The 13,362-nt window shown below is 53.6% G+C and carries 21 protein-coding genes; 4 read left to right on the top strand and 17 right to left on the bottom strand.

Translation table 11 applies throughout. The features are described from left to right. Positions 1–162: 162 nt before the first annotated feature. From B5G37_RS05460 to B5G37_RS05385, 17 genes are all read right to left on the bottom strand, one after another. Complete coding sequence (locus B5G37_RS05460) at positions 163–918, bottom strand: carboxymuconolactone decarboxylase family protein (protein ID WP_087255096.1); 756 nt, start codon at positions 916–918, stop codon at positions 163–165. A 13-nt stretch (positions 919–931) separates the two neighbouring features. Beyond that, the gene (locus B5G37_RS05455; protein WP_242962768.1) at positions 932–1,417 is read right to left on the bottom strand and encodes a cyclophilin-like fold protein; all 486 of its coding nucleotides are present in this window, start codon (positions 1,415–1,417) and stop codon (positions 932–934) included. Positions 1,418–1,431: 14 nt separating this feature from the next. Continuing rightward, positions 1,432–2,412 carry an alpha/beta hydrolase gene (locus B5G37_RS05450; RefSeq protein WP_087255093.1) on the bottom strand — a complete coding sequence of 327 codons (981 nt, stop codon included), beginning with the start codon at positions 2,410–2,412 and terminating at the stop codon, positions 1,432–1,434. Between the two features lie 153 nt (positions 2,413–2,565). Beyond that, positions 2,566–3,015 (bottom strand): helix-turn-helix transcriptional regulator, encoded by a 450-nt coding sequence (locus B5G37_RS05445; protein WP_087255089.1) that lies wholly within the window; start codon positions 3,013–3,015, stop codon positions 2,566–2,568. Positions 3,016–3,177: 162 nt separating this feature from the next. After that, complete coding sequence (locus B5G37_RS05440; RefSeq protein WP_087255086.1) at positions 3,178–3,612, bottom strand: hypothetical protein; 435 nt, start codon at positions 3,610–3,612, stop codon at positions 3,178–3,180. 70 nt (positions 3,613–3,682) lie between these two features. Then, complete coding sequence (locus tag B5G37_RS05435) at positions 3,683–4,240, bottom strand: TetR/AcrR family transcriptional regulator (RefSeq protein ID WP_087255083.1); 558 nt, start codon at positions 4,238–4,240, stop codon at positions 3,683–3,685. 81 nt (positions 4,241–4,321) lie between these two features. Then, positions 4,322–5,026: an SDR family oxidoreductase gene (locus B5G37_RS05430; protein WP_087255080.1), complete on the bottom strand. Its 705-nt coding sequence runs from the start codon at positions 5,024–5,026 to the stop codon at positions 4,322–4,324. 13 nt (positions 5,027–5,039) lie between these two features. Then, positions 5,040–5,354, bottom strand: a complete 315-nt coding sequence (locus tag B5G37_RS05425; RefSeq protein WP_087255077.1) for a TIGR04076 family protein — start codon at positions 5,352–5,354, stop codon at positions 5,040–5,042. After that, the gene (locus B5G37_RS05420) at positions 5,351–5,761 is read right to left on the bottom strand and encodes a peptide deformylase (protein ID WP_087255074.1); all 411 of its coding nucleotides are present in this window, start codon (positions 5,759–5,761) and stop codon (positions 5,351–5,353) included. The genes B5G37_RS05425 and B5G37_RS05420 overlap by 4 nt, the downstream gene beginning before the upstream one ends. 17 nt (positions 5,762–5,778) lie before the next feature. Then, the gene (locus B5G37_RS05415) at positions 5,779–6,510 is read right to left on the bottom strand and encodes a hypothetical protein (RefSeq protein ID WP_087255071.1); all 732 of its coding nucleotides are present in this window, start codon (positions 6,508–6,510) and stop codon (positions 5,779–5,781) included. 147 nt (positions 6,511–6,657) lie between these two features. After that, complete coding sequence (locus tag B5G37_RS05410) at positions 6,658–7,248, bottom strand: TetR/AcrR family transcriptional regulator (protein WP_087255068.1); 591 nt, start codon at positions 7,246–7,248, stop codon at positions 6,658–6,660. Between the two features lie 20 nt (positions 7,249–7,268). Continuing rightward, on the bottom strand, positions 7,269–7,628 hold the full coding sequence (locus B5G37_RS05405; protein ID WP_087255065.1) for a dihydropteridine reductase: 360 nt from the start codon (positions 7,626–7,628) through the stop codon (positions 7,269–7,271). Positions 7,629–7,781: 153 nt separating this feature from the next. Beyond that, positions 7,782–8,261 (bottom strand): flavodoxin, encoded by a 480-nt coding sequence (locus B5G37_RS05400; RefSeq protein WP_087255062.1) that lies wholly within the window; start codon positions 8,259–8,261, stop codon positions 7,782–7,784. Positions 8,262–8,365: 104 nt separating this feature from the next. Next, a complete protein-coding gene (locus B5G37_RS15175) occupies positions 8,366–8,536 on the bottom strand; it encodes a hypothetical protein (RefSeq protein WP_158099353.1) in 171 nt (56 codons plus the stop codon). Positions 8,537–8,686: 150 nt separating this feature from the next. Continuing rightward, positions 8,687–9,214: an XRE family transcriptional regulator gene (locus B5G37_RS05395; protein WP_087255059.1), complete on the bottom strand. Its 528-nt coding sequence runs from the start codon at positions 9,212–9,214 to the stop codon at positions 8,687–8,689. Between the two features lie 109 nt (positions 9,215–9,323). Next, a complete protein-coding gene (locus B5G37_RS05390) occupies positions 9,324–9,707 on the bottom strand; it encodes a rhodanese-like domain-containing protein (RefSeq protein WP_087255056.1) in 384 nt (127 codons plus the stop codon). After that, on the bottom strand, positions 9,704–10,240 hold the full coding sequence (locus B5G37_RS05385; protein ID WP_087255052.1) for a GDSL-type esterase/lipase family protein: 537 nt from the start codon (positions 10,238–10,240) through the stop codon (positions 9,704–9,706). The genes B5G37_RS05390 and B5G37_RS05385 overlap by 4 nt, the downstream gene beginning before the upstream one ends. Positions 10,241–10,438: 198 nt before the next feature. On the opposite strand from B5G37_RS05385, the gene B5G37_RS05380 reads away from it, so the two are divergent. The 4 genes from B5G37_RS05380 (at position 10,439) to B5G37_RS05365 (ending at position 13,263) form a co-directional block, all read left to right on the top strand. After that, on the top strand, positions 10,439–10,954 hold the full coding sequence (locus B5G37_RS05380; protein WP_087255049.1) for a YcxB family protein: 516 nt from the start codon (positions 10,439–10,441) through the stop codon (positions 10,952–10,954). Positions 10,955–10,981: 27 nt separating this feature from the next. After that, positions 10,982–11,431 carry a hypothetical protein gene (locus B5G37_RS05375; RefSeq protein ID WP_087255046.1) on the top strand — a complete coding sequence of 150 codons (450 nt, stop codon included), beginning with the start codon at positions 10,982–10,984 and terminating at the stop codon, positions 11,429–11,431. Between the two features lie 136 nt (positions 11,432–11,567). Further along, the gene (locus B5G37_RS05370; RefSeq protein WP_242962770.1) at positions 11,568–12,218 is read left to right on the top strand and encodes an HD domain-containing protein; all 651 of its coding nucleotides are present in this window, start codon (positions 11,568–11,570) and stop codon (positions 12,216–12,218) included. 34 nt (positions 12,219–12,252) lie between these two features. Further along, complete coding sequence (locus B5G37_RS05365; protein WP_087255043.1) at positions 12,253–13,263, top strand: O-acetyl-ADP-ribose deacetylase; 1,011 nt, start codon at positions 12,253–12,255, stop codon at positions 13,261–13,263. Positions 13,264–13,362: the final 99 nt, after the last annotated feature.

Genomic DNA, 13,362 nt, shown 5'->3' with positions numbered 1-13,362 from the left:
CTTTGTTGTTGCAGTTGGCCGACCGCAACCTCAATTTTACCAGAAGGTTTTTTCACTATATAATCTTTTTTACTCTCCCCAGCATAGCTGGGGGTTGTCGTTACGCTAAAGCTAACCAAGAGAAACACCCTTGAAATCAACGATTTCAAGGGTGTTTTGCCATTAGCCGTTCAGTTTCTCATATTCGGCCTGGGAGACCGCCTCCAACCACTCATTGGAACAATCCTCGCCGGGTACTTCCACAGCCAAGTGGGAGAACCAGTGATCTTGGGCGGCACCGTGACAGTGCTTGACCTCGGGGGGGATGTTCACCACATCCCCGGGGTGGAGGGCCTGCGCCTCTTTGCCCCACTCCTGGTACCAGCCCTGACCGGCCAGACAGATGAGAATCTGACCGCCGCCTTGCTTGGCATGGTGGATGTGCCAGTTGTTGCGGCAACCGGGTTCAAAGGTTACGTTGTACACCCCCACCTGACTGGTAGAGAGGGGGTGCAAGTAGCTCTGTCCCACAAAGTACTGGGCAAAGCCGTCGTTGGGCGCCCCAATGGGGAAGACCATTTGGTTCTGGTGTTTGGCCTTGTCGTCCGCTTCGGCGTTCTCACTCCAAACTTCTGTGGCCATACGAAAGGCGGCCCAGGCCTTGGGCCACCCGGCGTAAAAAGCGGCGTGGGTCAGGATTTCGGAAATCTCCTGCCGGGTGATGCCGTTGTTTTTGGCGGTGGTCAGATGATACTGGAAGGAGCTGTCCACCAATCCCTGCGCCATAAGAGCCACCACGGTGACCAGAGAGCGGTCTCGGAGGGAGAGCTTGTCTTCCCGATTCCAGACCTCACCGAACAAGACATCGTCGTTGAGCTGCGCAAACTTGGGTGCAAATTCGCCCAAAGCATCTCGGCCTGCTGTTTGTTTCACTGCCATAACAAATTACCTCCTATTCCAGAGAAAAGGTTACGAAAACACTGCCGTTTCCCAGTTTTTGTTTTAAATCTGTGGGATCGTCAATCCGGGCCAGCCGGGTAAAACTCCAGGTGTTGGTTCCATAGTAGATGGTGATCTGGTTGCCCTGGTATAAGATCACGTCACCGGGCTGGGTGGTGATGTGTGTATCGTTTCGCGTCAGAGTGGTACCCAGCGCACCTACCTTTTCAAAGCCGCCGTAGTCCTCCATGGAGACGGTCACCGGACCCTGAGCCAGAAGTGCCTGAAATTCCCGGGCAGAGGAGTTGTCCTCAAAGGTGGCCAGAAACTCATAATCTCCCACCGTGATCTTCAACGTGGGTTCCTCCTCACTGGTCTGGGGGTGGTTGGAGGATGGCGCCCCTTCCGGCTGAGATGAGACGGATGCGGCAGGGACCTGATTTGCCCCACAAGCAGAGAGGGTGAACAAGGAAAGAAGGACGAAAAACCATCGTACCATAGGCATTCCCCCACTTATGCGTGGTTTAGATGGGTCTGGAAGAACTGCTGAATCTTGTCAAAGGGAATGATGTCCTTCCGATCATACAAGTCAGTGTGAACCGCGCCGGGGATGATAAGAAGCTCCTTGTTGTCTGTATCCGGATTGCCCTGAACCATTTGGGCAAAGGCATCCCGGCTGAAGTAGCAGGAGTGGGCCTTTTCCCCGTGAATCATCAGCACAGCGCTGCGAATCTCATTGCTGTATCGCAGAATGGGCATGTTGAGGAAGGACAGGGAGGAGGTCACATTCCAACCATCGTTGGAGTTGAGAGACCGCTCGGTATACCCCCGCTGGGTCTTGTAGTAGTCGTAGTAGTCCTTGACAAAGAAGGGGGCGTCTTCGGGCAGAGGGTCCACCACGCCGCCGGCCCGTGCATAAGTGCCAGCTTTGTAATCCTGGGTCCGCTGGGCATTCAAAGACTTTTTCGCCTCATACCGAGCCTCGGCGCTGTCGGCGGAGTCAAAATACCCGCAAGCGGTGACGCGGGTCATGTCGTACATGGTGGAGGTAACGGTGGCTTTGATGCGGGTGTCCATGGCGGCCGCATTGAGGGCCATGCCGCCAAAACCGCAGATGCCCAAAATACCGATGCGTTCCGGGTCTACCAACTCTAGGGTGGAGAGGAAATCCACCGCAGCAGAAAAGTCCTCGGTGTTGATGTCGGGAGAGGCCACGTTGCGCACCTCGCCGCCGCTCTCTCCGATGAAGGAGGGATCAAAGGCTAAAGCGGCAAATCCTCGGCTGGCCAGCTCCTCGGCGTAAAGTCCGGCGCACTGTTCTTTGACGGCGCCAAAAGGACCGGCCACGGCCACAGCGGCCAGAGGGGTGTTCACGCCTTTGGGCAGGTAGAGGTCGCCGGCCAGTTGGATGCCGTAGCGGTTGTGGAAGTGTACCTTCTCCCTGGTGACTTCGTCACGCATGGGGAAAGAATATCCTTGATATCTGGAATGCATGGTATGGTCCTCCTTGTGTATGGCAGAATAGCCCCGGATATGATCCTGTTTGGAACTATTGTAGCACCAGCCATATTGGATAACAAATACCAATATGGAATACTTTGCTATGCCTAAAAACTATATCAAAACGAGGAGAAACAGAGGAGAGGGTTACAGCTGTCCTTTCCAAACCCGAGCCAAAATATCTTTGAGTACCAGCAGAGCATCCGTGTGGTTGTAGCCATAGTCCACCTGGAGATGGGTGAGCATTTCCTGCAAGTGGGGGGCGTAATCCTGAATGCGCACCGTCTTGTGGTAAGTGCCCAGCACCGGATATTTTTTACTCCACACCTTGTTCCAGTCAATACGGGCCTGGGCCTCCTCGCTGACACTGTCGATCATCTGCTGGGCTTGCTGCTCATCGAAGTCATACTCGATGAGTTCGTCCAAGGTCATATGGTAGAGCATGGCCAGACCCTTGGATTGACGGATATCGGGCAAAGTCTCATTGGTCTCCCACTTGGAGATGGTCTGACGGGTGACCCCCAGCTTTTCCGCCACATTTTCCTGAGAAAGCCCGCTTTTTTTTCGGGCGTGAAATAAACTGCTTCCCAAACTCATGAAATAGACCTCCTGGTTGTATGTTGTGTCATCCAGTATAGCAACCTAGCAATCAGAAATCCACCAACCAAAGCGGACACTTTCGCCCGGATTTTCAACAGATAGCAGGACGAGACCAAATAAAAAGCCTGTTCACTCACAGGTTCCGGGCTTTTGTGGATGTTAAGACGGAAGGTTGGAGACACGGGCCAAAGATGCCCGGATATAGTTGCGGCCAAACAGCAGCCCGGCCAGCAAAAGCGCAGCACCCAGACCGGTATAGAATACGGCGATAAAACGCTCGGGGGCCAACCCACTGGCCCGGAGACCGATGCCGCCGGACATCATCACAGCCATAATGGCAAAGGATTTTCCGTCAAAGAACTTGAGAAAAAAGTGCCGCTCTTCCTGGTACGCGCCAATGCGGGCGGTGTGTTTTTTCACCAGTTTTCCAAAGATAAACCACTGAAACACCCCAAACACCAGAAGGGACAGGAAATAATTTACCACGGCCAGATGGGCTGGATAGGCCATGACGCCGATGCGAAGAATGTTGAACCCCGCCGCGCTCCACACCAGACAGGCCAGGAGCAGCAGGGTATTCCGTTTTACATGCATAAACTGCCTCCTTTTAAGTGAACAACGTTCATTTTGAGGGATATAAAATTCCCGCAACATGGCGGGAATTTTAATAGAGGGTTCTGTGGACCATTTCCAGGACCGCTGTGGGGTCGTAATCCTGCCGCACAAATGCGGACAGCATCAGAGAAAACAGAAGATCGGCAAACTTTTCCGCCGTAAAGGACTGGGTAAAGGCATCTGGCCGGATCTTGGAATCCCGATGGAGGACGGTGCACAGTCCGTCCAGAATATGCTGCCAGGTCTGCTGCATCCGCCGCTTCCCATCGGAGCGATCTTCCCCCATGAAACCCAGGGAGTGAAGATTGAAAAAGCCGGGATACTGGATGCAGCCATACTCCATCTGTCCGTACAGCCAGGTGATGCAGGCCAAGGTGTCCTGAAACACAGCCTCGTCTTCTGGGCGGTGGAAAATCTCGCACCAGACGCTTTCCACCGTAGCTCCCAGCAACGCAGTTTTGGAATCGAAATAGTTGTAAATGGAACCAACCGAGACACCGCAGGCGACCGCCACCGAGCGGATACTGACCGCCGACCAGCCTTTCTGTTGGATCAGTGCCCGGCTGGCCTTCAAAATATCTTCTCTGGATGTCACTACGGTATTCATCCCATCACCTCAATATGAACATGGTTCATTATAAACCACTACCACCAGATGTCAACTGGGTTTTCCTGCCGGATAGGGGGATTACTCTTGCAGGTTCCAGCCAAAGTCGTTGTGATAGATCATCTGGCGAGTCATACCACCGTCAATGCAGATATTTTCCCCGGTGATAAAGCCTGCTTTGTCCGAGCACAGGTAGAGTACCATATGGGCGATGTCCAGAGGATTTCCCACCCGTCCGGCGGGGTGCTGGGTGGCGTCTGGCCCATCATACACGGTGTAATCGGTGTCGATCCAGCCAGGGGAGATGGAGTTCACCCGCACCTTTCCCCGGAGGCTCACTGCCAGGGCGTGGGTCAGGGCGGAGATGCCGCCCTTGGCGGCAGTGTAACTCTCCGTCTGAGGCTGGCTCATTCGGTCCCGGGAGGAGGAGATGTTCACAATGGCTCCACCGGGGGCAAAGTGAGGAGCAAACAGCTTGGTGAGGTAAAAGGGGGCTGTGACCCCCACCTGCAGAGCGTAATTGAACTCCTCGTAGGAGCAATCCTCCAGCCCTTTCATCAGGGGCAGGGCATTGTTGACCAAATAATCCACGTGTCCGTGGTCGGCCAGAACGCTCCGGGCGAAGTTCTCCAAAACGGCCTGGTCGGCCAAATCGCCCACATAGTAGTCGTTGGGGAGCAGGTCGATGGTACACACCTTTGCCCCAGCCTTGCAAAATTCCTGGGCAATGGCCTTGCCAATGCCTTTGGCGCCGCCGGTGACCACGGCAACTTTGTCTTTGAACATTACGGATTCCTCCTCACTCTGCGTCCTCGTCCAGGGCCTCCACCAGGAAACTCACCGGACGGAAGCCGTCGTTGCACGAGAGCATGGCGGATTTAGGGTTTTTCATCCAGCCGTCGTAAAAATTCTCCGCCCCGTGGCTCAGGGCCAGCACAAAGGGGGAGAGGGTATCCCAGGCGCTCTGGCAAAATCCATCCGGTTTTTCCCAGCCGTTGGCCAGAAAGACCTGTCCCACCTCCATGTCGCAGGCATGGGAGATGGGGTTCTCATACTGGGCCATGAGATCCGGGTATTGGGTGATGCGCATCACCGTAATTTTACATTTTTTCATATGATGATGCCCTCACAGTGGTCGATTTCGTGTTGGATGATTTGGGCGGTCCAACCGGTGAAGGTTTTCAGCCGCTCCTGGAACTTCTCGTTTTGCCATCTTACCTTGATGGAATGCCACCGCTTGGTGGGGCGGGTACCGGTGAGGGAGAGGCAGCCCTCCACGGTATCATATGGGCCGGACTTCTTGATGATCTCCGGGTTGAACATGGCCATGTATGTCCCCTCATTGTCAAAGGCGATGATGCGCTTGTTCACCCCAATCATGTTGGCAGCCATGCCCACACAGCCCTCTTTGTGGTGCTCCAAGGTTTCCAAAAGGTCGGTGGCCACCTGTAGGTCGTCGGGGGTGGCGAGTTCTGCTTTTTGGGACAAAAATGCCTCATCTTTGCAAATATCTCGAATCATGATGGCGATACTCCTTTTCATTTGTCCCAGCCGAGCACAGCATGGAGTGCAGCCTGTGTGGCGGCGGGGAAGTTGGCTTGTACTTGCTGATACACCAGCTCTTTGGATCGCTCAGGCGCCACCGAGTAGGCTGAGGAGATGTGCTCGTAGCCCCAAAGAGACTCCGGTGTGGTGTAGACGGAGACGGGCCATCCGTAAGGCTGACCTTGTTTGTTCAGCCGCTGCCGGAAGTCGCGAATAAGCAAATAGCTGTACATTTGCAGGTCGGTGACGGTGCCTTCAAAATTTTTGTCTCCGCCCTTGCCAAATCCAGCCTGACGTTTGAGGGCAAAGGAATACCATTCATCCTGTGCAGTGAACTGGTCCATGATGTGCTTTTGGCGTACACTGGCCAATTCCTCGTCCCATCGGCTGTCAAAATCGTAGCCGTCCCGCCGCCAGTTGGCGAAGTGGGGAAACCATGCTTTGGAGATGAACCCGGCCTTTTTCCCAAAAAATTTGCCATAGGCCACCCGGCCACTGCGGGCAATGAATTTCCGCCATTCCCAGGGGTCTTGCTCTGGGTTTCCGCTCCACCAGTAGAGGTTGGAGGTGTGTTCCTCGGCGGAAAAGCCGTCAATCTCATTTTTAAACAGGGGGAGAAAGCCCACCTCATCCACCCAATCCACCAACTCCTGCCAGGTGCGGATGCGGTAAGGATTGTCCCAGGAGAGACCACGCATTATCCATTCTCCGTTTTCCAGGGCCATAACAGCCACCTCCTTGTGGGCAAAGGTTACTTGATATTATAGCACAGAGGCCGTGGGAATGCCATGAAGGGATGCGTGTTTTCCATAAAAACAACTGGGACCTCCGAAAAACGGAGGTCCCAGAAACCAGGGGAGAAGGCCTGATTGTTATGTTTTGCTGCCTTTCGTGCCAATTCCCACACACGTCTCGATGATATCTGCAATCAGCTCCACTTGGTCGGCGCAGTCCTTTCGCAGCCACTCTTTGATAATGGCCATGATACCCTCCACATAGTAGGCGATGTAGTAGGGATGATGGGGGAGTGGGATGTCGAAACGCTCCAGAATGGGGGTGAGAATGCGTTGTTTCAGATCCTTGTAGCGGGTGTTGGCTTGCATACTGCCCGGATTTCGGAAGGCTGCCCGATAGACGTTCTTGTTATCTTGGATGAAGCGAAGATAGGGCAGCAAGTACTCCCGGGTGACCAAAACCAGATTTTCTCGTTCCTTCTGTTCCAAAATCTCCACTTCATGCTGGGGAAAATAGGAGAGAAAACGCTGGTTGATTGTGTCCAAGGTCTCATTCACCAGATCCGCAATGGTCTCATAGTGCAGGTAGAAGGTGGAACGGTTGACACCAGCCGTTTCACAGACCTCTTTGACGGTGATGTACTCCAGGTCCTTTTGTTCCAGAAGAGTAATCAGCGCCTCATCCATGCGTAGGGCGGTATTGAAATACTTGCTATCTGACCTGTTCATGGGCCGCCCTCCTCTCCCTTTTATGGGGCAGATTCGCTGATCTCTCGAGCCAGCTGCATAATTTCAAAAGCATACTTGTCCTTGCCGGATTGGAGCAGCTTTTTGTAGATGGGGTAGTTCACACCTACGCCTGCCAGCCCTAGAATGCCTAGCAGGATGCCGCCTCCCATCATGAAAAGACTGCCATCTCCAACCACCTGCATGGACAGGCACATGCCCACGCCCAGAACCAGGGTCATCACCACGCCAAAGCTATAGGCAAAGATGTTGGCTTTGCTTTTCGCTTTTCGATCCAGCTTTCTCAGGGCAACAACCTTGGATGTGTCCTTGGGGGCGTATTCGTTGGCAATGGATTCTGCATAAATTTTATCCGTGTTCATCATGATCTCTCCTCAATATGATTCTTGTGCTGCAGCTGATAATAGAATCATAGAGGATAGGAAGTGGAAAGAGAACAACACGGTTTGGCATTTGTGCCGATTTCAAAAACGAGGGAAGAGGATATTAGAATGGCTCGTTTGAAATGGCGGGCTTCATCCCAGATGCAGTCCGTCTACCCAGGCCTTCAGCTCAGCTTCACTGAAATGGCCGTTGAGCAGGCGACCGTCCACAATTTTGGCACCAGGGGCACTGATACTCAAGCCGTCTGCTGACTTACCCAAACCGCTTCCACCGGAGGTGGCATAGAGGACGATGGTTTTTCCGGTAAAGTCGTAGGCTTCCAGGAAAGTGTTGACGATGGTGGGAGCCACATACCACCACACGGGGAAGCCCAAAAAGATCACGTCACAATGGGCCACAGGGGCAGTGGTGTCAGCCAGAGCCGGGCGGGAATGTTTGTCCTTCATCTCCACACTGCTGCGGGAGCGCTGGTTCATCCAGTCCAGATCAGCGCTGGAGTACGGAACTGCTGGCTTGATTTCATAGAGTGGCGCGCCCACAGCGTTGGCCAAAGTCTTTGCCGCCAGGGCAGTGGTGCCGGTGGCGGAAAAATAAGCAACTAAAGCGTTCATTGTATGACCTCCTTTGCCTCCATGGTACGACCCGCACTGGGAAATGTAAAATACCTATTTTCTATTTCCAGGTATTCTTGGAAGGCATATGGCGGAAAGATAATTCACTGAATACGAAACCCATGGGACGTTTTCTGAAAGACATAGTCCATGCGCTCCTCCTGGGTGGAGAAATGGATGTGCTCAAAGCCGGCCACTTCATGAAAGGACAGAATGTGGTCGGACCAGTGTATCCAAAGGGGGTAAGTTTTGTTGCGTGCTATGCCGTCGTCCATATGTGTTTGTATCCTTCTTTCCAAGTATGTTCCGTTGGAAGCGCACAACTTCCAAAGATGAAACCAGTGTACTATGGAAAGGAACGGGATACCACGACAGATTCTGCAAAAAACGAGGGTCTATTTCCACCAAGATCGAAAAATACCTGGTTAAGGTTTGAGCTGTTCCATTCGCTCCTTGCAGGCCTGATACTGCTGGACATCAATGGCGCCGGTGGCCAACATCTGCTCGGCCCAGAGCTGCAAGGTTTCCACAGTGATGGAAATGCGCTCCAGTTCCTGCTGGATAAAGATAAAATCCGTCAGTTCATCGTCGCTGATGACTCCGTCCGCGGTGATCTCAATCAGGCGATCCTTGCGCTTGTTCATGGAGTTGAGGGAAGCCAGCATTTCCAATACGATTTGGGACAGATCTTTGATTTTTACCTCTGGGACATAGTATTGCCCGATGGGGCACTGGTTGGCACAGTAATAGTTGCACAGGCTGGGCTGTTTGTACTGTCTGGCCATGACCAGAACTTCATCCGGATGGGGGAAGCAGCGTTCATTCTCGATGCGCTCAATGCGCTCAGGGGGAATGGACTCCAGCAGTTCGCTGGCCGCCTCTCGGGTGAGATGCAGCGCTTCCCGGGTTTTGTGGTAGATGTTCTTGTTTTCTTTTGTGGATACTCTTGCCATAGTGGTAACCTCACCTCGCTCGTTCTCTCACAGCCATTATACGGTGTTTGAACGAGAAAGACAAGGTGGAGCACCGGTCAGGTACTCCACCTTGTCTTTGATACAAATGTTATGATACGGTTTCATAGGGCCAGGTGTTGATGCCCCCAAACTCAAAAATGTTGGTGTAGCCCAACTTGGCCAGTGCAGAGGCGGCAGTCTTGCTGCGGTTGCCGCTGCGGCAGTAGACCAGGACCGTGGCGTCCTTTTCGGGAATCACAGCCGCGGCGGTGTTTTCCTCGATGGTTCCCACCGGCAGCAAAACGGCATTGGGAATGTGACCGCTGTCATACTCGCTTTGTTCCCGCACATCCAGGACAATGACATCCTGGGTGTCCATCATCTTTTTGGCTTCCTCCTGGGAGATCTGCTGATAGGAGCCCCCTGTGGAGCCACCGGCACATCCGGTGAGCAGAAGAAACAGGGAGAGAAGCCAGGGCAGTTTTCGTTTCATGGTGTAAGCACCTCCAAAAGTCTGGCAGCAAAGGTTTGATGACCTTGCTGGGTGAAGTGAACGCCGTCGTAGGCCAGGGGAATGTTCCACTCCCCGGCATTGGCGAAGGGAATGCCCCGTTGCTGGGCCAGAGTCTGGCAACAGCGGGCAAAAGTCTGGGAATGGTCCACAAGTTGTGCGCTGCACACCCATTCCCCCAGGACCATGGGCGGCGGAGCAAGGAGAAGCATATGTTCCGGGTGCAGCGGCACCTGGGAGAGAAAGCGTTCCAGCCTTGCCGCTGCCTCATCCGGGCTGCGGCCCTGGAGTAGATCATTGGTGCCCAGCATGAGGATCAGCAAATCCGTGTCCGTGGGAAGGGTAGGGATGGATGTGGGAATCTCCCGGCCATTTTGTCCCAGGTTGTCCACGGTCCAGCCGGTCTGTCGGGCCAGAATATCCACCCAGCGGCTGTCTGGGGCGTACCGACTACCCAGCCAGGAGCGGGGATCGTAGCCATAGGTGTTGGAATCTCCTAAGCAGATGACGTGCATGGTGCACCTCCTTGTGTGAGCTGAAGTCCATTATACAGATATCTGCGAGATGGAGCAAGGAAGGAAATGACAGGAAATGATATATGGATGCAGTAAAGATAAAGAAAAATTAAGAAAAAGTTTGACCCAAATTTGGGTTTATCTGATATATTAGTGCCAGATTTAATGGGATGAAACACATACGAGGGGAGAGCTTTTATGAAATTTACATGTCATACCACCTATAACCCCAAAGCGTTGACCGCCATGGCGCGGGCTGTCCGGAAAACCGTCCGGGCTAAAACCAGCCGTATGGCCCACATCTACGCATGGATCGTGATGGGGGTGACCCTGGTGGCCTTTTTCCTGTCCTGGGGAGAGCCATGGAGAATGGGAATAGACGCTGCCATTCTGGTGGGGTTGCTGCTGATACAGTGGAAAGAGGACGCCATCAACGGGTATTTCGCCAAGCGCAAGGCGCTGCCCGGTACGGAATCGGCCCACACCACCTTTTATCCCGATGGATATGTGGTGAAAACCGAGACGGCGGAGTCCCGGTGGCAGTACGATAAAATTATGGCTTTGGCGGAGACCAAAGGGTACATTCTGTTTGTCATGGGAAAGCATCATGCTCTGGCCATGGATAAGACGGCTTTGGAAGGGGGGAGTCTCCAGGAGTTTCGCCACTTCCTGGAGGAGACCACCGGAAAACAGATCCAGAACATCGGAGGATGAGCCGAGGATCAGAAAGGAGGCGCATTTATGAGTATTGCCACGTTGCTTGCAGCCAACTGCCCCTTGCCGGCGGTGGAACCCCAGGAGGATTATCCGCTGCACATTGATTTGGACCGTGGGATCATCGAAGATGGCGGGGCGGATGACAATTTTTATCTGATTCCCTTTGAAGAAGCTATGCTCTACACAGACAAAGTCTATGGGGTTTTGTTGGAGTGGCCACAGTATACTCCGGGGCGGGCCCAACGGATCATAGAGTATATCAAACAGGCGTTGGAGCAGACCGATTGTGTGGAGTTGTGGCAGGTATGGCTTTCGGAGGACGAGAAACCGGAGATTTACCGTGCCACCTGTTCGGTGGAAGATTGCAAACCTGAGGATATCAGAGATTTGGAGCAAAGGCAGGTTTGGGACACGAAAAACCCGGAGCGGCCCATCCATTACTGCCTGAGTATCACCCGGGGCACACCCTCATAAACGCACGGATGATATGGAGGAAAAGGCCGCAGGGAATCCCTGCGGCCTTTTCCTTGTAACGGATGCGAGATTTTGGTAAGATAAGGTGAATGAAATCAAACATGGTTTTACCAAGCTGAGGAAGGGAGCGTTGAGCGTGAACCGAGAGATGATTGCAAAAGCAGAGGCATTTTTAAAGGATACCTTTGCCCAAAGTGCGTACCTTCAGGCCAATCCTTCGGACCGGGATTATCGCCTGGAACACTCTTACCGTGTGGCCAACCTTGCCAAGGCCATTGCAGAGGCGGAAGGGTTCGATGCTACCCATGCCACCATCGCCGGACTGCTGCACGACATTGCCTACTGTGAGGAGATGAAGACGCGGGAGGACTGGGGCAACCATGGCCGACGCAGCGCAGCTTTGGCCAGACCGTTTTTGGAGAGCCTGCACTTGCCTGAGGATGTGGTCCAGGAGATTTGCTACGGGATTGCCATACACGTGGATGATCAGGCGGACTTTCTATGGGAGCGGACGCCGTTGTGCGACACCGTCAGCGATGCGGACAACATCGACCGCTACGATGCGTATCGCATTTATGAGACGTTGCAGTATCTGAAATACAGTGAAATGACGTTTGAAGAAAAACAGGACCTGGTTACAAACATGTTGGGAAAGCTGAACCAGTTCAAAGACCTGCCGCTGGGGACTAAGACGGCCACGGCACTGTGGAGGCAACGGCTGGAGGAGCAGATCGCCTTTTATGAAAGATTGCAGGCTCAGTTAAACCACAGCACCGAGATTCTTTGAAACCAAGCTGCCAACACAGAAAGAAGGGAAATCCATGCCGCTGTACATCGTGCGAAACGACATCACCACCATGCAGGTGGATGCCATCGTCAATGCTGCCAAGGAGAGTTTGTTGGGCGGGGGAGGGGTAGATGGTGCCATCCACCGAGCCGCAGGACCTCAGCTGCTGGACGAGTGCCGCACGCTGGGCGGCTGTAAGACGGGGCAGGCCAAAATCACCAAAGGCTACCGCTTGCCCGCGCGCCATGTCATCCACACCGTGGGCCCCATTTGGCGTGGAGGGGGCCACGGGGAACGGGAACTTCTGGTCTCGGCGTATCGCTCCAGCTTGGAGCTAGCTCTGGAGCACGACTGCCAAACGGTGGCTTTTCCCCTGATTTCCTCTGGGGCATATGGCTATCCTAAGGATGAGGCATTGAAGGTGGCGGTGGATACCATCGGGGACTTTTTGCTCCGCCATGACATGTCTGTGTATTTGGTGGTGTTTGATCGGGCCGCCTATACCATTGGGGAGAAGCTGTTTGCGGACATTGCCTCCTACATTGACGACAACTATGTGCAAGAGCATGCCGACCGTCGGGAGGTGGAGCGTCACCGGGGAATTTTTGCCTCCCAGCAGTCGGTGTGTCTGGAAGAGAAGTCCCTGTGGGCACCTGCGCCCTGTGCCACCACGCCCGAAAGTTTGGATGAGGCTCTGGGCATGCTGGACGAGAGTTTTTCCCAGATGCTGCTGCGCAAAATCGACCAGGCTGGCATCACCGACGCCCAGTGCTACAAAAAAGCTAACATCGACCGAAAATTGTTCTCTAAAATTCGCTCTAACATCCACTATAAGCCGTCCAAGCCCACTGCCATGGCCTTTGCCGTGGCCTTGGAGCTGCCTTTGGAAGAGGCCCGGGAACTGCTGCAAAAAGCAGGATACGCGTTCTCTCACTCCAGCAAATTTGATATCATTGTGGAGTACTTCATTGCCCACGGCAACTATAACATCTTTGAAATCAATGAGGCTCTGTTCGCCTTCGACCAGAGTCTGTTGGGAGGTTGAAGGGGCCTCCATATTTGCTGTGGTGACTTTCGTGTGGGTAAACGTCGCCTGTCATGCGACCACAAGGACATGAAATTCTCCTATTCTATGGTTGTAAAT

Origin of the sequence: Pseudoflavonifractor sp. An85 (genome assembly GCF_002161235.1) — a bacterium.
GTDB lineage: Bacteria > Bacillota > Clostridia > Oscillospirales > Oscillospiraceae > Enterenecus.
The sequence above is the reverse complement of the archived record's forward strand: the minus strand, read 5'-3'. Positions and strand labels throughout refer to the sequence as shown.

Excerpts from the sequence above, each read along its gene's own strand:
- B5G37_RS05460 (WP_087255096.1), bottom strand. The coding sequence starts at position 918 with ATGGCAGTGAAACAAACAGCAGGCCGAGATGCTTTGGGCGAATTTGCA.
- B5G37_RS05455 (WP_242962768.1), bottom strand. The coding sequence starts at position 1,417 with ATGGTACGATGGTTTTTCGTCCTTCTTTCCTTGTTCACCCTCTCTGCT.
- B5G37_RS05450 (WP_087255093.1), bottom strand. The coding sequence starts at position 2,412 with ATGCATTCCAGATATCAAGGATATTCTTTCCCCATGCGTGACGAAGTC.
- B5G37_RS05445 (WP_087255089.1), bottom strand. The coding sequence starts at position 3,015 with ATGAGTTTGGGAAGCAGTTTATTTCACGCCCGAAAAAAAAGCGGGCTT.
- B5G37_RS05440 (WP_087255086.1), bottom strand. The coding sequence starts at position 3,612 with ATGCATGTAAAACGGAATACCCTGCTGCTCCTGGCCTGTCTGGTGTGG.
- B5G37_RS05435 (WP_087255083.1), bottom strand. The coding sequence starts at position 4,240 with ATGAATACCGTAGTGACATCCAGAGAAGATATTTTGAAGGCCAGCCGG.
- B5G37_RS05430 (WP_087255080.1), bottom strand. The coding sequence starts at position 5,026 with ATGTTCAAAGACAAAGTTGCCGTGGTCACCGGCGGCGCCAAAGGCATT.
- B5G37_RS05425 (WP_087255077.1), bottom strand. The coding sequence starts at position 5,354 with ATGAAAAAATGTAAAATTACGGTGATGCGCATCACCCAATACCCGGAT.
- B5G37_RS05420 (WP_087255074.1), bottom strand. The coding sequence starts at position 5,761 with ATGATTCGAGATATTTGCAAAGATGAGGCATTTTTGTCCCAAAAAGCA.
- B5G37_RS05415 (WP_087255071.1), bottom strand. The coding sequence starts at position 6,510 with ATGGCCCTGGAAAACGGAGAATGGATAATGCGTGGTCTCTCCTGGGAC.
- B5G37_RS05410 (WP_087255068.1), bottom strand. The coding sequence starts at position 7,248 with ATGAACAGGTCAGATAGCAAGTATTTCAATACCGCCCTACGCATGGAT.
- B5G37_RS05405 (WP_087255065.1), bottom strand. The coding sequence starts at position 7,628 with ATGAACACGGATAAAATTTATGCAGAATCCATTGCCAACGAATACGCC.
- B5G37_RS05400 (WP_087255062.1), bottom strand. The coding sequence starts at position 8,261 with ATGAACGCTTTAGTTGCTTATTTTTCCGCCACCGGCACCACTGCCCTG.
- B5G37_RS15175 (WP_158099353.1), bottom strand. The coding sequence starts at position 8,536 with ATGGACGACGGCATAGCACGCAACAAAACTTACCCCCTTTGGATACAC.
- B5G37_RS05395 (WP_087255059.1), bottom strand. The coding sequence starts at position 9,214 with ATGGCAAGAGTATCCACAAAAGAAAACAAGAACATCTACCACAAAACC.
- B5G37_RS05390 (WP_087255056.1), bottom strand. The coding sequence starts at position 9,707 with ATGAAACGAAAACTGCCCTGGCTTCTCTCCCTGTTTCTTCTGCTCACC.
- B5G37_RS05385 (WP_087255052.1), bottom strand. The coding sequence starts at position 10,240 with ATGCACGTCATCTGCTTAGGAGATTCCAACACCTATGGCTACGATCCC.
- B5G37_RS05380 (WP_087255049.1), top strand. The coding sequence starts at position 10,439 with ATGAAATTTACATGTCATACCACCTATAACCCCAAAGCGTTGACCGCC.
- B5G37_RS05375 (WP_087255046.1), top strand. The coding sequence starts at position 10,982 with ATGAGTATTGCCACGTTGCTTGCAGCCAACTGCCCCTTGCCGGCGGTG.
- B5G37_RS05365 (WP_087255043.1), top strand. The coding sequence starts at position 12,253 with ATGCCGCTGTACATCGTGCGAAACGACATCACCACCATGCAGGTGGAT.